Source organism: Pseudoalteromonas sp. CST2 (assembly GCF_028599385.1).
GTDB lineage: Bacteria > Pseudomonadota > Gammaproteobacteria > Enterobacterales > Alteromonadaceae > Pseudoalteromonas > Pseudoalteromonas atlantica.
This window is the reverse complement of sequence record NZ_JAQREO010000001.1, coordinates 178121-197577: the sequence shown is the minus strand read 5'-3', so window position 1 is coordinate 197577 and position 19457 is coordinate 178121. Positions and strand designations below refer to the sequence as shown.

Here is a 19457-nt window from a genome sequence, read left to right as displayed (position 1 = left end):
CGGCTATTTTTGGCAGTGCTTACAAAACACCGTACTGCGCTGCCCTAGCCTAATTTCTTCAAGTGGCGTTTTACACGTTACGCACGGCTCTCCTTTTCGCCCGTACACTAACAACTGCTGTGCAAAATAACCTGGTTTGCCATCACTTTGGGCAAAGTCTTTAAGGGTTGTACCGCCTTGTGTTATTGCCGCTGCTAGAGTGTCTTTAATAATAGGGATCAGGGTTTGATATCGCTTTAGCGATACTTTGCCTGCTTCGCGTCTTGGGTGTATTCCCGCCTTAAATAACGACTCATTGGCATAAATATTACCTACGCCCACTACCACCGCGTTATCCATGATAAATTGCTTCACGGGGACTTTTTTATTTCGCGACTGCTCGTATACACGCTTTGCAAAAAAATCATCCGTAAGCGGCTCAGGGCCAAGTTTTGAAAGTAACTTATGAACATCCCCCGGTGCTTGCCATAAACAGCAACCAAACCGGCGTGGGTCGTTTAATCGCAGTGCCTTGTCATTACTAAGAACAAACTCAACATGATCATGCTTTTTAAGCGGCTCGCGTTTATCCACAACGCGCAAATTGCCCGACATTCCCAGATGTAAAATAGCACTCCCTAATTCGCAGTGCAGCAATAAATACTTTGCACGGCGCTCAATTCGCTCTACCCTCTGCCCTTCTAACTGATAAACATCATCAGGCACAGGCCATCGCATGCTGGCATTATAAATATTTACCTTCGTCACCACCTGGTTTTCTACATGCGGGGTGATCCCCAGTCTACTTACTTCTACCTCTGGTAATTCAGGCATTAATGCAACTCACTTTTTGAAAAATCAACACTTGGAAATAACTGCTTTGCAGTCGCTAAATCAAGCCCCATCACGCGCTGGCTATTTTTTTCCAACAAATAATACTTACCGTTACCTTTGTACAGTAAATAAACCCAAGGTAAGCGCTCGCCAGCCAACTCAAAGGTGGCCACGTACAATGGTGAGTTTGGATTAAATACAACAGACTCATTTACCTGCATCAACGCAGCCGTTTGCCAATGGTTAATTAGCTCAGCTAATTGCTGCTGTGATGCATCCCACCTCACGGGCGTATTTTCTTTTAATGCGGTTGTACGCCAACTTGTACCAATACGTTCAATTTTCTGTTCAACAAAGCTCAGTGTTAACACAAAACTTTGTAATGGCAGCACCGGTTGTAATGTAGGCTCGTCTTCGCCCCCTAAAAACTGCTTATGCCAGCCATTTAAAAAGAAGATCATAATCAACATCGAAAAAATAATAACGTTGTTCCAACCTTTGCGGCCCAGTCGCATATTTATACACCCAGTAAATTCAAGATTTTAAAGTGTAACTAAAACTTAATTGCACTGTCTATATGTTAAAGGCCACAGACTTTGGTAGAATATCGGCAAATTTAAAGGAGTTCCGTCAATGTCTATGTATGTAGTGGGCCATAAAATCCCAGATTCAGATTCTATTTGTGGTGCAATTGCACTTGCTTATTTAAAAAACCAAATCGATGAGCCAGCAATTCCAACACGCCTTGGTGAAGTGTCACCAGAAACTCAATTTATCCTAGATAAATTTGGCTTCGAAGCACCTGAGCTTAAATTAAGCTACGCTGGCGAAGATGTATATATTGTTGACCACACAGAAAAAACACAAGCACCAGATGATATCGACCAAGCACGTGTTGTTGGCGTAGTCGATCACCATAAACTAGGCGATTTAACGTCATCTACACCGCTTGAGTGTTGGATCCGTCCGGTAGGCTGTTCAAACACCATTATTAAAATGATGTATGACTTCTACAACGTAGAAATCCCTAAAGATATTGCTGGCATCATGCTATGTGCAATTTTAAGCGATACCGTTATTTTTAAATCGCCGACCTGTACAACGGCTGATATTAAATGTGTAGAAGCACTAGCAGAAATTGCCGGCATTGAAGACTTTAAAGAACTAGGCATGGACATGTTCCGTGTTAAGTCAGCTGTTGAAGACACCCCTGTGCGTGACTTAGTAATGCGTGACTTTAAAGACTTCAACATGAACGGTCACCTAGTGGGCATTGGCCAGCTAGAGGTTATTGACCTTGCAGTGTTTGACGAAATCAAAGCAGACTTAGAGGCCGATATTGCTAAGCTAAAAATTGAAGGCAACCGCCACTCAGTATTTTTACTGCTTACCGACATCATGAAAGAAGGCTCACAAATGCTGATCGCTTCAGATGATGCAAACCTTGTAGAGCAAGCTTACGGTGAAAAGCCGAGCGAAGATAAAGTATGGCTAGATGGCGTATTAAGCCGTAAAAAGCAAGTAGTGCCACCACTACAAGACGTGTTTGCCAAGCTGTAAGCTGTAAGCTGTAAGCTGTAAGCTGTAAGCTGTAAGCTGTAAGCTGTAAAAATAATGACCTTGTGGGTTTTACCTGCAAGGTTTTTTTATGCCTAAATTATATCTGTTGATTTAATAAAATATTTTAGGGGCTGTTTAATATTGATAAGTGCTAAAAACAAAAAACCCAGCATAAGCTGGGTTTTTACAATTCTGAAAGAAAACTAAATTACTTGATTTTAGCTTCTTTGAAAATCACATGTTTACGAGCCTTAGGATCGAACTTTTTGATTTCCATCTTTTCAGGCATGTTACGCTTGTTTTTGTCGGTAGTGTAGAAAAAACCAGTACCAGCAGTTGAAACTAAACGGATTTTATCGCGCATGATTCAGTTCCTTAAACTTTTTCGCCGCGAGCACGGATATCTGTAAGTACCGCGTCGATGCCTTTTTTATCGATAATACGCATACCTTTAGTAGTAGTGCGTAGTGTTACAAAACGTTTTTCACTTTCAACCCAAAAACGGTGTGTTTGTAGGTTAGGTAGGAAACGACGTCTAGTCGCGTTTCTCGCGTGTGAACGGTGATTACCAACCGTTGGACGCTTACCTGTAACTTGACATACTTTAGACATGTCTATATATCTCCAATAACTTCGCTCGAGCTTAATTTAACCTAAGGCCATGTATTTGTGCCCTAGATAAATCGAAGGGCGCTCTTTATACAGCTTTTACAGGCAAAGATCAAATACTGATCTATCCAACCAGCTCATATGTAAATTTGATAGCGGCTAATTATAAAGATCGAATGCCCTTAGGGAAAGTAAAAACTGCATTTAAATTAAACTAATTTGCTAAAACCGTCCAAACCGCTCATTTTTAACACACTTATTCATCAAGCAACCTTAAATCAAGCCTCGCTGTGCAAAAGAAACACAGGTTTCTCCTCCTACAATGATGTGATCAAGCACATTTATGTCTACTAATTGCAGTGCTTGTTGTAATTTATTAGTGATAAGTTTGTCTGCTTGGCTTGGTTCGGCAATCCCGCTTGGGTGATTGTGTGCCAAAATAATGGCCGCAGCATTATTTTTTAAGGCCGCTTTTAGAACTTCTCTGGGGTAAACGCTGGCTGAGTTTATCGTGCCATAAAACAAAATTTCGTCTTTTACTAAACGGTTTTGGCTATCGAGATAAAGCACCATAAACACTTCTTGCTGTAGCCCGCGCATTTGCAGCGTTAAATATTCATACACCGCATTTGGCGAATTAAACACCGCATCGCGCTGGCAACGCTCCTGCATGTAACGCTGACTCAGCTCGAGCACCGCTTGCAATTGCACATATTTTGCCATCCCTAACCCTTTTTGTGCGCAAAACTCATCTTGGCTGGCGTTAAATAAATTATGCAATGTTTTGTTTTCGTTAAGCAGGTGCTGTGCAAGCTCAATCACATTCATACCGGGTAAGCCCGTACGCAAAAATATCGCTAATAACTCAGCATCGGTCAATGCTTTAGGGCCTTTTGCAATGAGTTTTTCGCGTGGGCGAAGTGAGTTAGGTAACGATGTTAATTGCATTATTCATCCTTGATGATTAAAAAACAGTCTTATAACTGTAATGCAATTTTTAAAATTAGCCTGATTATTTAATCCTAAAAACTTAGCTCAAAGCACAAAGATTTGTTATTTTAGCCTGCATATACACTCAAGCAAAAAACACTCATGACTAACTTAACAAACAAAAAAATCGTACTTGGTATCACCGGCGGCATCGCGGCCTATAAATGTGCCGAGCTCGTTAGGCGCTTAAAAGAGGCAGGTTGCGAAGTAAAAGTAGTTATGAGCGAGTCAGCTAAGCATTTTATAACCCCATTAACCATGCAAGCGGTGAGTGGTGAAATGGTGTCTGATTCATTACTTGACCCCTCAGCAGAGGCCGCAATGGGCCATATAGAATTTGCCAAATGGGCTGATTTAATTTTGGTCGCGCCTGCAACGAGTAATACCATTGCCAAAATGGCCGCAGGCATAGCCGATGATTTACTTACCACACTATTACTGGCAACCCCTGCTAAAGTGGCAATAGCCCCAGCAATGAACCAGCAAATGTATGCACACCCTGCAACACAAGCAAATTTAGCCACTTTAAAAGCACGTGACGTACTTATTTGGGGCCCAGGCAAAGGCGAGCAAGCCTGTGGCGATGTAGGAGCTGGGCGCATGCTAGAGCCGCATGAGCTTGTGGCTTTGTGCACTGCCACAGAGCAGCCGCAATTATTAGCAGGTAAAACCATTACAATTACGGCAGGGCCAACCCGCGAACCGCTTGACCCTGTACGTTTTATCTCTAATCACAGCTCTGGAAAAATGGGCTTTGCCCTGGCTGAGGCCGCTTTAAAGCTTGGTGCTCATGTCAATTTAATTTCAGGGCCTGTCACTATTAAAGCCCCTGTTGGCGTTAATTTAATAAACATTGAAAGCGCTGAGCAGCTATTAAATGAGTCATTAACCTATGCCCCACTCTCTGATGCTTTTATTGGCTGTGCAGCCGTAGCCGATTATAGAGCGGCTAATGTAGCAACTCAAAAAATGAAAAAACAAGGCGATGAGCTTACCCTCACCCTTGTTAAAAACCCCGATGTAATAGCCGCCGTGGCAAACTTAACGCAAAACCGCCCTTACACTGTGGGTTTTGCTGCTGAAACGCAAAATGTAGAGAGCTATGCAAAGGGTAAACTTAAAAATAAAAATCTCGATATGATCTGCGCTAACGATGTATCGCAAAGTGGTTTAGGGTTTAATTCCGATCACAATGCTTTAACACTTTACTGGCAAAATGAGCAGTTAGCACTTGCGGTAAATAGTAAAACACGCATTGCTCTTGAGGTAATTAAACAACTTGCCAAGCAACTATAAAGTGCTGGAAACAAACTGAATAAAACATTAACATAAGCCACTCATTTGAACAAAAAATGATTAGCAGCTAAAAATAACAAATAAAAAAGGAAGGTTCATGCCTGCGACAAAAAGAAGTAATCGCAAAGAGCAAATACTGCAAGCCCTCGCGCAAATGTTAGAAACCAGCCCAGGACAACGGATTACAACTGCAAAGCTTGCTGCTGAAGTGGGTGTGTCTGAAGCTGCGCTTTACCGTCACTTTCCAAGTAAAGCACGTATGTTTGAAGGCCTAATAGAGTTTATCGAAGACACGCTTTTATCGCGCATTAACCTTATTTTAGAAAACGAAAAAGAAAGCCAAACACGCGTTTATAATATTTTGTTGTTGCTACTAACGTTTGCAGAAAAAAACCCAGGTATTACACGCATACTTACCGGCGACGCCCTACAAGGCGAGCAAGAGCGTTTACGCGAACGTGTACAAGGGCTATTTGAAAAGCTAGAAACGCAATTTAAACAAGTACTGCGCGAGCGAAAACTTCGTGAAGGTAAAACCTTTCAAAGTGACGAACTCACCCTTGCTAACTTTTTACTAGCTTATGTTGAAGGTAAAATGAACCAGTTTGTGCGCAGCGACTTTAAAGTAAAACCAAGTTCGCAATTTGAAAAACAATGGCCAGAACTACAAAAAATTTGGTTATAACCTTACTTTATTATTTTACCGTTAGCGCTAGTTAATCGCGCTAACGTTTACCCTTTCATCCCTTTTCTTATACCGCTTATCTGATCCGCTCGAAATATAAACCAAACTCGCTACAATACTTATTACATTAAAAGTACTGTGAAAAACGAGAATCAATAATGAAAACAACGCTCACCTTTTTAAGCTCAGCACTGCTTGCAAGCTTAGCAAGCCCAGCTGCTTGGGCTCAAAAGCCGTTAGAATTTAAAGACGTATTCGATTTTAAGTACGCAAAAAACACTCAACTTTCAGATGATGGTAAAATCCTCAGCTTTAGCGCTAAGCCTTACCGTGGCAATGCAAATGGGCAAGTTTATGACTTAACAACAAACACCCTCATTAGCACCGTGGCGCGCGGCACCAAGCCCGTTATTAACAAAGCGGCTAATTGGGTGGCATTTACACAAGTACCCACCCTGCTTGAGCAAGAGACCAGCGAGAAAAAGTCAGCACTTAAAAACAATCTCATTTTAGTCAATACCCAAACCGGCGAAAAACAGCAATTTGCCGACGTAAAAGACTATGTTTTAGGTAACAATGGCCAGTGGCTTGCTTATCGAGTTGATAAAAAAGCAGAAAAAGACACACCCACTGAAGATAACAGCGAAGAAAAAAGCGCGATCACACCAGATAAAAAAGATAAAAGCTTTGAGCTAGTAATAATAAATTTAAAAAACAGCACCACCCACAGCTTAAATAATGTATTTAGTTATGCGCTAAGCCCAAGTGGCGCTCAGCTACTTGCCAGCCAAAGCTTTAGCGATGGCAACAACAATCAGCTTGTACTGCTTGAACTTAATAATAACTTTGCGCAAAGCGTATTAATTGATGAGCCAGGCGTGGTTGCACAATCAATTAGTTGGCACCCTGATAAAGAAATAGCCGCATTTAACCTCGGTAACTACGTAAACGATGATGAGCGTCGCAGACAATACTCTCTAAAGCTTTGGCAAAATAACACCCTTAGCACTATCGACTCCCCTAATAAAGAGTGGGTAATAGGTAAAACAGCATCGATTAGCTGGTCTGAAAATGGCGAGCGCTTATATTTTGAAAACCACCCAAAGCTGGCCGCTAAAATAAAAGCAAAAGAGTACACCGACCAAGCATCACTGTACGACTTTGACACGATTCGTGAACATAAAGCGCTAAACGTGTGGCACAACAACGATGCCCAAATAAAACCACGAGAAGAGCAACAGTGGAACAAGGTTAATAAAAACCGCCATTACAGCGCAGTTTTTCATTTAAAAAGCCAAAAAGCAGTACAACTAAGCAATGAAAAAGTCAGCGATTTAGCACTTAACACTAACCGTAGCCAAAGTGTATTAGGCTATTCTGACCAAGCCCACCTAGAAAAAATTATGTACGGTGGCTTTTTTGCCGACTACTACAGCATAAACATTAATACCGGTGAGCAAACTCCCATTATTAAAAACTCACCGTTTACACCAAGCCTTGCGCCTAATGGGCGCTACGCAGCCTACTTTGCACAAAGCCAAGTGCAACTTAAAGATTTAAAAACCAACAAAGTTACCACCCTTAGCAAAGCTATTAATGCCACGTTTGCCGATGATAAACACGACTATCCATCACCGCAACCTGGTTATGGGTTTGCTGGTTGGTTAAATAACAGCAGCCAAGTATTGGTTTATAGCAAATACGATATTTGGGCGTTTGATGTCAACACTCAACGCGCTGAGCGCTTAACTAATGGTAAACCAAGCAAAACGCAATATCGCGTTATTAAGCTTGATAAAAACCACGTAGGCTTTGCCCAAAACGATACATTACTTGTATCAGCCGTTAACTTACAATCAAAGCAACGTGAAGTAGCCAAGCTTGATTTAGCCTCACAAACGGTTACTAACGTACTGAGTGGAAAAAAACGTATTGATGTAGTCAAAAAGGCAAAACATGCCGATAAATACCTCTTTACCGAGCAAACCTATCATCAGTTTCCTGATTACTACCAAAGCGACTTTAGCTTTACAGCGCCTAAAAAAGTTACCAACTTAAATCCACAAATGGCGGATTTTACCTGGGGCGAAAAGCCAGAGCTAATTAGCTACAAAGGCTTTGACGGCGAAAACCTACAAGGGGTATTAATTAAACCTGCAGGCTACAAAAAAGGCGTTAAAGTGCCCGTTGTTGTATATTTTTACCGCTACATGAGCCAGCGCATGTATGATTTTCCTAAAATGGAGCTAAATCATCGACCTAACTTCCCTATGTTTACCTCAAATGGTTATGCAATCTTTTTACCTGACATCCGCTTTGAAATAGGCCACCCAGGTAAATCGTCAACGCAAACCATGATCAACGCCACGCAAAAGCTTATAGACCTAGGCATAGCCGACCCAGATAAAATAGGCCTACAAGGGCATTCATGGGCAGGTTATCAAAGTGCGTTTATGATCACCCAAACAGATATGTTTAAAGCGGTTGTATCGGGCGCGCCGGTATCAAACATGACCAGCGCCTACAGCGGCATACGTTTAAAGTCGGGTCTTGCGCGTCAATTTCAATACGAAACAGGGCAAAGCCGCATAGGTAAAAATTTATTTGAAGCTCCCGAGCTATACATCGAAAACTCACCAGTGTTTTTTGCCGATAAAGTAAATACCCCTATTTTAATTATGTTTGGGGATAAAGACGACGCAGTGCCTTGGCACGAAGGCGTGCAATATTACTTAGCCCTGCGCCGTGCGGGTAAAGAGGCCACCTTTTTACAATACGAAGGTGAACCACATCATTTGAAAAAGTTTCCTAATCAGGTCGATTTTTCAGTGCGTATGATGCAGTACTTTGACCATTACTTAAAAGGCAAGCCAGCAGCTAAGTGGATGACAGAAGGTGAACCGTACGTTGAAGAGTAAAACCCATTCGCAATAACACTTAGTTAAGGAGTCGGTTTAAATACTAAAAAAGCCGATATTGTATAAATCAATATCGGCTTTTTGTTTTAACGTTTCTATTATTAAGCTACAAACACAGCTCTCTAAATGGCAAAGTGGCTGCACCAATGGAGACCGGAAAGTTATTAATGTTTGAGACCACCAGCTTAGGCATTGGGCGTTTAGCACCGCGTCTAAATTGTGCGTAAACCTCAGTACGCGCTATTACTTTTTCGGCCAGCTCTTTAGGTATATGGCCGCCAATAATAATGGCTTCTGCATCTAATAGCGCCGAGCAACAAGTTGCTACTAAATCAAACGAGTCTTGAACTTTAAATAGCCACTCTTCAACGCCTGGCCATTCTGGGTCAAAGTTATCGTGCAGGTCGTAAATTGAATCAACCGCTACACCATTTTTTTTCAAAATGCGCTTTAGTAACTCTAAATTGGGATGAGCGTATAACTTTGGCGGTAACATATCGCCAAGCTCGCCAGCATTACCGTAAGTACCACGCAGTACATCGCCGTTATTTACGATTCCGCCACCAAATGCAGCCGAGACAAACATATACACAAAGTTTTTATACTCGCGGCCTATACCTGCAACCCCTTCGCCAGCGGCGGCGCCTGTAGCGTCATTCACCACCCACGTAGGGAGTTGAAAATGCTTAGAGACAATATCGATAATATCAACCTGCGACCACTCCTCTAGCATATGGTGGGTATTCATTTTCCCGTCCATAGAACTAAAAAAGCCCGATATACCCACGCCCATTCCCAGCACTTTTTCGCTCGCAATGTTATGCTCTGCGCTTATATCGTCCACCAGCTTTTGCGCACTTTTAAGTACGTTATTAATACTCATGTCTGACATAAGCTGCATATGGGTGTAAATAACTTTGCCGGTAAAATCCATGACTGCTACAGAAATAGCATCAAGCAAAATAGCTAAGCCAAAGGTAAAGCCGTATTCGGGGTTAAGCGCAATACCAAACCCAGGCTTACCCTTTTTATTAGGGATAAGCGTATCGGTTTGCATTATTACGCCATGCTGAGTTAACGATTTAAGTAAACGCGAGACAGTTTGCTGCGGAATTCGGGTGGCGCTCACAATATGGCTTTGTGTTACGCATTGCTCCCAAAACACCACCTTAATAATATCACGTTCAATGTCTTGAAAAAGTTTATCGCCTTTTCCAAGCTCAAATCCTGAGCGTAATAAGTTACTGTTATTTAGCGAAAACATAGCTATTAACCCTAATAAAATTGGAGCACAAGGTTACGTTAAACCACTTTAAAGAACAAGTAGGCGAGCGCGCCTACTCAACCACTATCACTCTAAAATCGTTAACGTTAGTATTGGTTGGCCCAGTAATAATTAAATCATCAATGGCTTTAAAAAACTGATGGCTATTATGACCTTCTAACTGAGCGTGTAAGTTTTCGCCAGCATCAAGTGCGCGCGCAATCGTGCTGCTATTTATATACGCACCGGCAACGTCTTTACTGCCATCTACACCATCGGTATCACACGCTATGGCATAAATACCCGCCTCGGCGTTAAGCGCCTCAGCCAATGCCATTAAGTACTCTTGATTAGGGCCGCCATCACCATAAACATCGGCTACCGTTACTGTAAGCTCACCGCCAGAGAACAACATAACGCGCTTACCTTGCGCTTTTTGCTCAAGGGCAATTTTAGCATGTGCGCGGGCAACCTCTTTTGCCTCACCTTGAATGTCGTACCCAAGTACTTGCGTATCCCAGCCTTGGTGCTGCGCTACATCAATAGCACTGTCAATCGCGTGCTGGGCATTAGCCACAATAAAGTGTTTGCCTTGAGTATCAGCCGCGCGTGGTTGCTCAGGCTTTAATAAATACGCTTCAATTTCGTTAATAACCGGCCAGTTGTACTTTTGTAAAATAGCCAGCGCATCAGCTTTAGTGCTGTTATCGCTAATTGTGGGGCCTGATGCAATGTCACTTGGCTTATCCCCTACTACATCCGAAATAATCAGCGTGACATAATCCGACTTAGCCGCTTGTGCTAACTTACCGCCTTTAACAAGCGAGAGCTGTTTGCGCACAACGTTAATTTCATCAACGCTTGCACCGCTTTTAAGTAAAAACTGATTAAGCGCCTGCTTTTGCTCAAACGGTACATCATCTACCGGCAAACACATAAGCGACGAGCCGCCGCCTGATATAATAAACAAAATAGGAATATCGGCCGGGTTATTTTTTACAAGCGCCAATAACTCTTTACCTGCTGCTAAGCTGTTATCATCAGGCGTTGGGTGATTAGCACTAAGTACTTTAATGCGCCCAGTATCGCCGACACTTTCGTAACCGTAACGTGTCACTACCGCACCAAAGCATTTATCACCATAAAAACGGTTAACCTCTGCGGCCATTTCTGCGGCGGCCTTACCGGCGCCCACCACACATAAACCATTACTGGCATCTATATTTTCCAAGTACTTGCTCATACACGCACTGGGTTTACAGGCATTTACCGCCGTGGTAAATAAATCGATTAAAAATGACTTTTTAGAATCCATGGGTTAACGCTCACGAAAAAATTGATGGAATAGCAAGGCAAATTAATACCATCACAACAAACATGCTAAGCAGCATAACGATATCTTTACCGGTTAAAATTGAGTTTGAGATAGTCTCAGCGTTTTGCGCTTTAGCAACCTCGTTTACTTCGCGTGGAATCGCAATGCTTGTCGTAAGGGTAATCACGGCAGTGGCCACAAAGCCAATAAAGTTCCACCAAAACCAAAATACGTCTGGCGCAAATACCGACACCAACAAGTTAATTAACACACCACTAATTAAGCCTATGTTTGCATGCAGCGCAGCACTGCGCTTACTAACTACGGCAATTAAAAATACCGCCAGTATTGGGCCATAAAATAACGAGCCTACTTTGTTAATGGCTTCAATAATAGTAGGTGCGATATCACCAGCATAAAGCGATAAAATTAACGTAATTGCACCCCAAATAAGCCCTAAGTATTTAGCCAGTTTTAAGTACGTTGGTTGGTCTAGCTCTTTATTTGAAATACGGCTGTAGTCTTCAATACTTACCGCCGAAAGCGAGTTAATAGCTGAGCTAAGTGATGACATAGCCGCAGATAAAATAGCCACCACTAATAAACCAATTAAGCCATGTGGTAAGTAATCTAAAATAAAGATTGGCATCATCCAATCTGGGTTATCGGCTGGAATTTTGGCTAAAAACTCAGGATTGCTCATAGCCAGTGTGCCTACAATTAAGCCCGACACACAATATAAAATAGTAATAGGAAAACGCACTACGCCGTTGGCTAAAATCATATAGCGTAAGTTTTTAGGATCTTTTGCACTAAGTGCACGTTGCGCTTGTGTTTGGTCACACCCATAGTAAGAGGCGTAAAGCACCACACCACCAAAAATCATAGGTAAAAAGCCAAAACCATCGCCACTAAATCCAAACGAATCAAATTTTATGGCTTCTAATCGGCTCGAATCAACATTAGCAATAAAGGTATCAACCCCACCTAAGTGATAAAGTCCAAAGCCAATACAAGCAATAGTACCTAGTACAATGATGATCATTTGAATTGCATCACCATACACCACGGCTTTCATACCGCCTTGCAGTGAATATAACACCGTGATCACGCCGGTAAGCACAATGGCCTGCCATGCTTCTATGCCCATGGTGCCTTGGAGAATAAGCGATACCGCATAAATCATAATACCGGTGGCAAATGCGCGGCTAAACTGAAACACCACACTAATAAGCACACGGGTAGAACGACCAAAACGCATTTCTAAGTAATCATAAATACTTACAATGCCGCTTTTATAAAGCTTAGGTAAAATAGTCGCTAAAATTAAAATCATCGCCAGCGGCACACCTAACTCATACGAGAGCCATTGCATACCACCGCCTTCACGCAAACCAACAAATGCAGGAGCCGAAATAAAGCTAATAGCCGAAAGCTGAGTGGCCATTACCGACAAAGCTAAAGGTTTCCACCCTAAGCTTTTGCCTCCTAAAAAGTAATCACTTTTATTGGTTTGTCCGCGTAGCATAAACCCCATTACCAATAAGGCACCAAGGTAAAGAGCAACTATTGAAAAATCTAATATATTCATAATTATTTCGCGTATTCACATTAAGAAAACACAGCGCCTTCTCAAAAATAAAAAACTAAACAGCTATATGCTTACTTCTAAAACAGTCCCTAAAAACAAGCCTATCGCTAACTTAGCTGAAAAATGCATCACAATGCAAAAAGCCTATTAACCACAAAACAGGTTAATAGGCGTAAAGCATTTATTTAAAAGTCGTATTTGACTCTAAATGTAACGCGTCGTGGGAGAATTGGGCGGCCTACAAAGTAAGGATTGTCTGACGTTTGGCTGTTGCCTAAACGCGGCGAGCCTTCGGTAACACCATCAGAGTCAAACAAATTAAATACCCCTACGCTTAAACGTACGGTTTGCTCTGGGGCGATTTGCCAGTTATAACCCGCATCAAATCTAAACAAGTGGAATGAATCAAGCTCTACAGAGTTAGCATCGTTAGCAAAGTTTTTACCTGTAAAGTTATGATATAAAGCAGCATCCCAATTATCTGCGGTGTAGCTTATAGAAGAGTTAAATAATACTTTTGGTTTACGACGTAACTCGTTACCAATAATAGAAGGGTCTGAGTCAAACTCAGTAAATTCGTGGTCAGTGTAGGTCATGTTGGCATCAACCGCCCACTCGTCGGTAATATCGTAACGACCAGTAAGCTCCACACCCGTAGCTTTGGTTGATTGCATAACAGGCAGCTCTAATACCCCACCGTTGCCATCGTTAACAAAGTCTACGCTGCGTCTGTCTTTTAGGTCGGTTCTAAATAACGCAATGCTACCGCTAAAGTCGTTATCAAAAAACTTAACACCAAGCTCGCCTTGTTCAACAATTTCGGCTTCGTAGCTGGCAGGCTCACCTAAATCATTAAACTGAATCCCTCTAATTTCAGGGAAGAAAAACCCGCGAGATGCATTCGCGTATACGTTTAAGTTATCGGTTAATCGGTATAACGCTGCACCCGATACGGCAAATTCAGAGGTGTCTACTTCGCCGTAGGTCATTACACCACTGCCTGTGGTGTTTACCTGTAAATTAGGCGCAAGTGATGGATCATCAGAAATTTGTACAACTTGGCTGCCTTCACGGCTAATTTTGCCGTCAATTTCTTCATAACGTACACCAAAGTCGATAATCCAGTCATCGCTTTCCATTTGGTCCGCTATATAAAGCGCACGACGGGTAGCGCTTATTGTTTGGTTGGTGTAAGAAATACCTGGGCCACTAATACCATTTTGTGTGTACTGAACAACATCACCATCGGCATTAGTGTACGTTAAATCAACCAGTTCTGGGTTATTGTTAAATTCCCCTAAGTAGGTCGTAATAACGTTATCGTCATCGGCTTCACTGTGAGAGAAAAACGTACCTACGGTAATATCGTGGCTAAAATCGCCAACAAAAATACTTTTAACAATATTAAATTCGGCAGAAAAATCCTCTGCTGGGCGGTCTCTATCTAAAATACGATTAGCAAATAATAAGTCATCGCTTGCCAGTGCCTGCCCCGATGCAGTGTAAGTAAACGCTGCATCGCTTACATCACCTAAGCCACGGTTAGCTAAAAACTCTTCCTGGCTCTCAGGTACATTAATAATACCGTCGCCATCTAAAAATAGATTAAATTCGTGTTGGTACTTTGCGTATTTACTGCGCATGTTAATAGCAAAATCGTTAGCGAGCTCTTTTTCAAATACGACCGAGATTGAGCCGCCTTTAGTTACCACCCCATCACTAATTGGCGATTCATAACGACCATTAGCAGTATCGTAGGACAGGTTAGACACATTAGCAGTTTGCAATGACTCCACTTCGCGTCCATCGTTACCAGTTAAACGTTCGCGGCTGTCGCCATCAAGCGGAATAGGCAGGTAAAACTGCGCTTGGTCGTCAATGTATTGGCCATACACAGTAAATGAGCCAGAGCCGTCATCAAATTCTTTACGAATATTACCGCGCAGCTGAGTGCCTTTAGTCTCAAGCCCTGTATCTAACGGACCCTCATCGTAACGGTAAAAGCCCGACAGCGCATAATAAAGGCCATCTTCGTTAAGCGGCCCGCTTGTAGCAAAATCTAAACGGGTACGGCCCTGATCAGAAAGCTCCATTTGCACAGTACTTTGCGGATCATCGCTGCCTGTTTTAGAAATATAGTTAATAATACCCGCTACAGAGCCTTGGCCAAATAAGTTAGACACACCGCCACGCACAAATTCTACACGCTCAATACCTAAGTCGTTTCGGTAGTACACATCAAACGCCGATGAGTTTAAGCCAAAAACACTCAAACTAGGTGAACCGTCATACGACAGTGGCGTAAACTGAAACTGACCCGATGAAGGTAAGCCTCTTACTTGTAGGTTTGTTCCAACCTCACCACCGCCCCCTTCTACTTTAATACCTGGGATATAACGTAATACATCTGCTTGGCTGCTTGATGAAAGCTTTATTAACTCATCTTCGCTAATAGAGGTTACTGACTGTGGGGTATCTGAAATAACGCGTCCTTTGCTGGTACCAGAGACGATAATACGTTCAACGTTATTTTCTTTTTTTGCTGTATCTGGCGCAGTCTCTTCTGCGGCAAACGCGCCTTGTGTGAGGCATAAAGATACAATAGAGGCGATCGTAGTTTTATTCACGGGTATTCTCCAATTGTGCTAGTTGTCTGTGTGTAATTACTTAGAGTGTGGCTAAGTAAGTGCGAAATAATCAAGTATACATGTTAGTTTTTTGTTACTTCGAACAGGATTTAAGCACAGAAAAAAAACATTTACAACCCATAATGAGTGCTTTAATATTATCCAAATCGAAAATAACACTCAAAGAGCACCCAATATGACTACTACAATCAACGGTAAACTTGATGCAGCCACAGCGGCATCGCTTACAGAACTTGCTACTAAAACACTTATAGCAAACGATTTAGGTGGCTATACCGTCCCTACGCATGGCCTTTACCCGTTTCAGTGGAACTGGGATTCAGCGATTACAGCCCTAGGGTGGATGAAGTCTGACGAGAGCCGTGCGTGGCAAGAAATTGATGTGTTATTTTCAGGCCAGTGGGATGACGGCATGGTGCCACATATCTTATTTCATAAAGATTCAACTACCTACTTTCCTGGTCCAGATGTGTGGGGCTCTGATAAAAAAATTAAAAGTACGTCTATTTCGCAGCCACCGGTTGTGGCAACAGTAATGAAAGAAATGCTTGCTAGCGCACAAGATAAAACCCTTGCAGAGCAAAAAGTTAAAGCATTATTTTCTCAAGTTGTTGATTACCATTTATGGTGGTACAACGACCGCGATCCTGAAAACACAGGCTTAGTGGTCACTTATCATCCGTGGGAATCGGGTATGGATAACAGCCCATCGTGGGATGATGCCCTTGAAGCTGTACCTGGTGTTGATTGGGAATACACCCGCCGCGACACCAGCCATGTTGATTCGTCGCAGCGCCCGCATAAAAGCGAGTACGACCGTTTCTTATACCTAGTAGACTTTTTTAAACGTAACAATTTTGATAGCAAAGTAATTTACGAAACCTGCCCGTACAAAATGAACGACCTAGGTATTATTGCTATTTTGCACCGTGCGACAAAAGATTTACTCAAAATGGGTGAACAACTCGGTTTAAACGATGCACGTACCGATTATTTAGCACAGCGTCTAGAACTAACTCAAACAGCAATTAACACGTTATGGTGTGAGCAAAGCGAATACTTTTACTGTAAAAACGTGTTAACCAACAGCCTAGCGAAAGTTAAAACATCAGCGGCACTACTAACCGTTTATGCTGGTTTAACAACTGACGAGCAAACGCGTATTATTAATACCGCAACAGAAGATTTTATTGAGTCGAGTCAATTTAGTGTGGCATCTACCCACCCTAAAGAAGAAAAATACGAGCCACAGCGTTACTGGCGCGGCCCTATTTGGTTACACATTAACTGGATGATAGCCATCGGCCTTAAAGAAGCAGGGTTTGTGACCACGGCAGATAAAATTCAGGACGACACGCGCGATTTAGTGCTTAAATCGGGTTACTACGAATATTTTAACCCAGAAACAGGCGCTGGCTGTGGTGGTAAAGATTTCTCATGGACAGCCGCTATTGCGCTGCATTGGCTACTTGATTAATAACTAAGGCAGCATTATGAAACACACAATATGTTTTGGTGAAGTATTGGTTGATTTACTCTCTGATAAATTAAGCCAAAACAACAGCGAGCACGAAGCGTTTACTAAGTTTGCAGGCGGTGCGCCTGCAAACGTAAGCGTAGCTATTGCAAAGCTAGGTGGTAACGCCTACTTTGCTGGCATGCTAAGCACCGACAGCTTTGGTGATTTTTTACATAACGCCTTAAAAGAGCAAGGCGTAAAAACCGACTTTATGCGCTTTACCGACCAAGCAAAAACCGCCCTTGCGTTTGTATCACTTGATAAGGACGGCGACCGTACGTTTGAGTTTTACCGTGATAACACGGCCGATCTGCACTTTACTAATAGTGACTTTAGCAGTGAATGGTTTGAGCAATGCGATATTTTTCATATTTGCTCAAATACCTTAACCGATGAGCGCATACGTAAAACCACCGCGTATGGCGTTGAGTTTGCCAAGCAAAATAACTCAATTGTCAGTTTTGATATTAACTTACGCCTCAACTTATGGCCTAGTAATGCTAACCCGCGTGAACACATTTTACCCTTACTAAAGCACTGCTCTATTATTAAGGCCTCTAAAGAAGAGCTTGAATACTTAGCGGGTGAGCAAACGGGTGAAGTATTTATAGCCGACACTCTCAATAATGGCTGTGAGTTATTTGTGGTTACCGATGCAGGCAACCCGATGCATTGGTATACCAAAAATGCCAAGCAAACGCTTCACCCTAAAAAGGTTACTATGGTTGATGCTACCGCCGCAGGAGATGCGTTTGTAGGTGGATTGCTGTATCAACTAGGCTTACAAAACCTCACACCTAGCTCTTTTAGTAAGCTTTGCGACAACCCCGAAACACTAACAACTATTTTTGAATTTGCTTCGTTATGTGGTGCTCATGCAGCATCTTACAAAGGGGCATTTACGTCTCTTCCTAACGAAAAATCGCTTAACGATTTTAGGAGCGCACTATGAGCCACACACCTGATAACTTTAAAAGCCGCGAATTTTTAACACAACATATTGCCGATACGCTGGCGTTTTACGAGCCAAACATAGACGACGAACACGGCGGTTTTTACCAAAACTTTTCGGATAATGGTGAGGTATTTGATAAGCAAACTCGCCACCTAGTAAGCTCTACTCGGTTTGTATTTAACTATGCACGTGCGTACCAAACCTTTAATGATGAAAAGTACCTAAACCGTGTTAAATCGGGTATTGAGTTTATTCGTAAGCACCACTTTGTTGAGCAAACAGGCGGTTACAATTGGTTATTGAGTGTTGAGCAAGGTAACGCCACTGTACTTGATGATACCAACCACTGCTATGGCTTTGCGTTCGTGATTTTAGCCTACAGCTGGGCATACCGCGTAGGTGTTACAGAGGCGCGCGAATACCTAAACGATACATTTCAAACAATGGAAACGCATTTTTGGGATGCAAAAGCGGGTTTATATAAAGATCAGCACAACAGTGACTTTACTAAGTGCGATCCGTATCGCGGGCAAAACGCCAATATGCATACGTGCGAAGCACTTATTGCCGCTTATGAAGCAACTCAAGATGAGCTATTTTTAAATCGCGCGCTCACACTGGCTGATAACATGGTTAATCGCCAAGCTAATTTAATGGGTGGGCTTATTTGGGAGCACTACGATATAAATTGGCAGGTTGATTTAGAGTACAACAAAGACGATCCTAAAAATTTGTTTCGCCCGTGGGGTTTTCAGCCAGGTCACCAAACTGAGTGGTCAAAACTATTAATGTTTTTAAATAAGCATAAGCCACAAACTTGGCTTGTAGAGCGCGCTCAAGCGTTATTTGATAATTCAATAGACGTTGCGTGGGATAGACAACATGGCGGTATTTGTTACGGCTTTGCGCCAGATAAAAGCATATGCGATGACGACAAGTACTTTTGGGTGCAAGCCGAAACACTGTGCTGTGCGGCCTACCTTTATGAAACCACAGGAGATGAAAAATACCAGCAGTGGTATGACAAAATTTGGCAGTACTCGTGGCAGCACTTAGTTGATCATCAATACGGTGCGTGGTTTAGAATTTTAACCGTAGATAACAAAAAAATAGATACCATGAAAAGCCCAATTGGTAAAACGGATTACCATACTATGGGTGCCTGCTTTGATGTGTTGGCGTTATTAAAATAACCCAATAAGGTAAAACATTTAATTGTGTTGTGTAGACCTTTAAACCGCCTTTTTGGCGGTTTTTTTTGCCTAAATGATTACGCCTTTAACACCCTAAAAAT

Annotated in this window: 16 protein-coding genes; 7 read left to right on the top strand and 9 right to left on the bottom strand. The window is 42.3% G+C overall.

The window, feature by feature from the left end; all coding sequences use genetic code 11:
• Nucleotides 1-3: 3 nt before the first annotated feature.
• Both mutM and PSH41_RS00875 read right to left on the bottom strand, forming a co-directional pair.
• Nucleotides 4-813, bottom strand: coding sequence for a bifunctional DNA-formamidopyrimidine glycosylase/DNA-(apurinic or apyrimidinic site) lyase (gene mutM, locus PSH41_RS00880; protein ID WP_273588624.1), 810 nt, complete (start codon nucleotides 811-813; stop codon nucleotides 4-6).
• Entirely contained in the window at nucleotides 813-1328 is a 516-nt protein-coding gene (locus tag PSH41_RS00875) for a hypothetical protein (RefSeq protein ID WP_273588623.1), read from the bottom strand. The genes mutM and PSH41_RS00875 overlap by 1 nt, the downstream gene beginning before the upstream one ends.
• Before the next feature lie 118 nt (nucleotides 1329-1446).
• On the opposite strand from PSH41_RS00875, the gene PSH41_RS00870 reads away from it, so the two are divergent.
• Nucleotides 1447-2373: a manganese-dependent inorganic pyrophosphatase gene (locus PSH41_RS00870; RefSeq protein ID WP_004589063.1), complete on the top strand. Its 927-nt coding sequence runs from the start codon at nucleotides 1447-1449 to the stop codon at nucleotides 2371-2373.
• Between the two features lie 208 nt (nucleotides 2374-2581).
• Here the strand turns inward: PSH41_RS00870 and rpmG are convergent, their stop codons facing one another.
• The 3 genes from rpmG to radC form a co-directional block, all read right to left on the bottom strand.
• Entirely contained in the window at nucleotides 2582-2737 is a 156-nt protein-coding gene (gene rpmG, locus PSH41_RS00865) for a 50S ribosomal protein L33 (RefSeq protein ID WP_004587947.1), read from the bottom strand.
• A gap of 11 nt (nucleotides 2738-2748) precedes the next feature.
• Complete coding sequence (gene rpmB, locus PSH41_RS00860) at nucleotides 2749-2985, bottom strand: 50S ribosomal protein L28 (protein WP_004587946.1); 237 nt, start codon at nucleotides 2983-2985, stop codon at nucleotides 2749-2751.
• Nucleotides 2986-3255: 270 nt separating this feature from the next.
• Nucleotides 3256-3930 (bottom strand): RadC family protein, encoded by a 675-nt coding sequence (gene radC, locus PSH41_RS00855; RefSeq protein WP_024033348.1) that lies wholly within the window; start codon nucleotides 3928-3930, stop codon nucleotides 3256-3258.
• 144 nt (nucleotides 3931-4074) lie between these two features.
• On the opposite strand from radC, the gene coaBC reads away from it, so the two are divergent.
• The 3 genes from coaBC (at nucleotide 4075) to PSH41_RS00840 (ending at nucleotide 8871) form a co-directional block, all read left to right on the top strand.
• The gene (gene coaBC, locus PSH41_RS00850; RefSeq protein ID WP_004587944.1) at nucleotides 4075-5268 is read left to right on the top strand and encodes a bifunctional phosphopantothenoylcysteine decarboxylase/phosphopantothenate--cysteine ligase CoaBC; all 1194 of its coding nucleotides are present in this window, start codon (nucleotides 4075-4077) and stop codon (nucleotides 5266-5268) included.
• Nucleotides 5269-5365: 97 nt separating this feature from the next.
• Nucleotides 5366-5953, top strand: coding sequence for a nucleoid occlusion factor SlmA (slmA, locus tag PSH41_RS00845; protein ID WP_004587943.1), 588 nt, complete (start codon nucleotides 5366-5368; stop codon nucleotides 5951-5953).
• Between the two features lie 158 nt (nucleotides 5954-6111).
• The gene (locus tag PSH41_RS00840; RefSeq protein ID WP_273588622.1) at nucleotides 6112-8871 is read left to right on the top strand and encodes a S9 family peptidase; all 2760 of its coding nucleotides are present in this window, start codon (nucleotides 6112-6114) and stop codon (nucleotides 8869-8871) included.
• Nucleotides 8872-8977: 106 nt separating this feature from the next.
• Here the strand turns inward: PSH41_RS00840 and PSH41_RS00835 are convergent, their stop codons facing one another.
• The 4 genes from PSH41_RS00835 to PSH41_RS00820 all read right to left on the bottom strand — a co-directional run bounded on the left by PSH41_RS00835 (nucleotide 8978) and on the right by PSH41_RS00820 (nucleotide 15668).
• A complete protein-coding gene (locus tag PSH41_RS00835; RefSeq protein ID WP_024031368.1) occupies nucleotides 8978-10135 on the bottom strand; it encodes an ROK family transcriptional regulator in 1158 nt (385 codons plus the stop codon).
• Nucleotides 10136-10208: 73 nt separating this feature from the next.
• Nucleotides 10209-11450, bottom strand: coding sequence for a glycerate kinase type-2 family protein (locus PSH41_RS00830; protein ID WP_273588621.1), 1242 nt, complete (start codon nucleotides 11448-11450; stop codon nucleotides 10209-10211).
• A 10-nt stretch (nucleotides 11451-11460) separates the two neighbouring features.
• A complete protein-coding gene (locus PSH41_RS00825; RefSeq protein WP_273588620.1) occupies nucleotides 11461-13041 on the bottom strand; it encodes a sodium:solute symporter in 1581 nt (526 codons plus the stop codon).
• A gap of 185 nt (nucleotides 13042-13226) precedes the next feature.
• Nucleotides 13227-15668 carry a TonB-dependent receptor gene (locus tag PSH41_RS00820; RefSeq protein ID WP_273588619.1) on the bottom strand — a complete coding sequence of 814 codons (2442 nt, stop codon included), beginning with the start codon at nucleotides 15666-15668 and terminating at the stop codon, nucleotides 13227-13229.
• A 196-nt stretch (nucleotides 15669-15864) separates the two neighbouring features.
• Between PSH41_RS00820 and PSH41_RS00815 the strand changes: the two genes are divergently transcribed.
• From PSH41_RS00815 to PSH41_RS00805, 3 genes are read left to right on the top strand one after another with little or no spacing between them, the layout of a single operon-like run.
• The gene (locus PSH41_RS00815) at nucleotides 15865-17166 is read left to right on the top strand and encodes an MGH1-like glycoside hydrolase domain-containing protein (protein WP_096740191.1); all 1302 of its coding nucleotides are present in this window, start codon (nucleotides 15865-15867) and stop codon (nucleotides 17164-17166) included.
• Between the two features lie 16 nt (nucleotides 17167-17182).
• Nucleotides 17183-18160 carry a carbohydrate kinase family protein gene (locus PSH41_RS00810; RefSeq protein WP_096740192.1) on the top strand — a complete coding sequence of 326 codons (978 nt, stop codon included), beginning with the start codon at nucleotides 17183-17185 and terminating at the stop codon, nucleotides 18158-18160.
• Complete coding sequence (locus tag PSH41_RS00805) at nucleotides 18157-19356, top strand: AGE family epimerase/isomerase (protein WP_273588618.1); 1200 nt, start codon at nucleotides 18157-18159, stop codon at nucleotides 19354-19356. Before PSH41_RS00810 ends, PSH41_RS00805 begins: the two co-directional genes overlap by 4 nt.
• Nucleotides 19357-19457 lie beyond the last annotated feature (101 nt).

Coding starts and splice junctions, on each gene's coding strand:
- mutM (WP_273588624.1), bottom strand. CDS start 813: ATGCCTGAATTACCAGAGGTAGAAGTAAGTAGACTGGGGATCACCCCG.
- PSH41_RS00875 (WP_273588623.1), bottom strand. CDS start 1,328: ATGCGACTGGGCCGCAAAGGTTGGAACAACGTTATTATTTTTTCGATG.
- PSH41_RS00870 (WP_004589063.1), top strand. CDS start 1,447: ATGTCTATGTATGTAGTGGGCCATAAAATCCCAGATTCAGATTCTATT.
- rpmG (WP_004587947.1), bottom strand. CDS start 2,737: ATGCGCGATAAAATCCGTTTAGTTTCAACTGCTGGTACTGGTTTTTTC.
- rpmB (WP_004587946.1), bottom strand. CDS start 2,985: ATGTCTAAAGTATGTCAAGTTACAGGTAAGCGTCCAACGGTTGGTAAT.
- radC (WP_024033348.1), bottom strand. CDS start 3,930: ATGCAATTAACATCGTTACCTAACTCACTTCGCCCACGCGAAAAACTC.
- coaBC (WP_004587944.1), top strand. CDS start 4,075: ATGACTAACTTAACAAACAAAAAAATCGTACTTGGTATCACCGGCGGC.
- slmA (WP_004587943.1), top strand. CDS start 5,366: ATGCCTGCGACAAAAAGAAGTAATCGCAAAGAGCAAATACTGCAAGCC.
- PSH41_RS00840 (WP_273588622.1), top strand. CDS start 6,112: ATGAAAACAACGCTCACCTTTTTAAGCTCAGCACTGCTTGCAAGCTTA.
- PSH41_RS00835 (WP_024031368.1), bottom strand. CDS start 10,135: ATGTTTTCGCTAAATAACAGTAACTTATTACGCTCAGGATTTGAGCTT.
- PSH41_RS00830 (WP_273588621.1), bottom strand. CDS start 11,450: ATGGATTCTAAAAAGTCATTTTTAATCGATTTATTTACCACGGCGGTA.
- PSH41_RS00825 (WP_273588620.1), bottom strand. CDS start 13,041: ATGAATATATTAGATTTTTCAATAGTTGCTCTTTACCTTGGTGCCTTA.
- PSH41_RS00815 (WP_096740191.1), top strand. CDS start 15,865: ATGACTACTACAATCAACGGTAAACTTGATGCAGCCACAGCGGCATCG.
- PSH41_RS00810 (WP_096740192.1), top strand. CDS start 17,183: ATGAAACACACAATATGTTTTGGTGAAGTATTGGTTGATTTACTCTCT.
- PSH41_RS00805 (WP_273588618.1), top strand. CDS start 18,157: ATGAGCCACACACCTGATAACTTTAAAAGCCGCGAATTTTTAACACAA.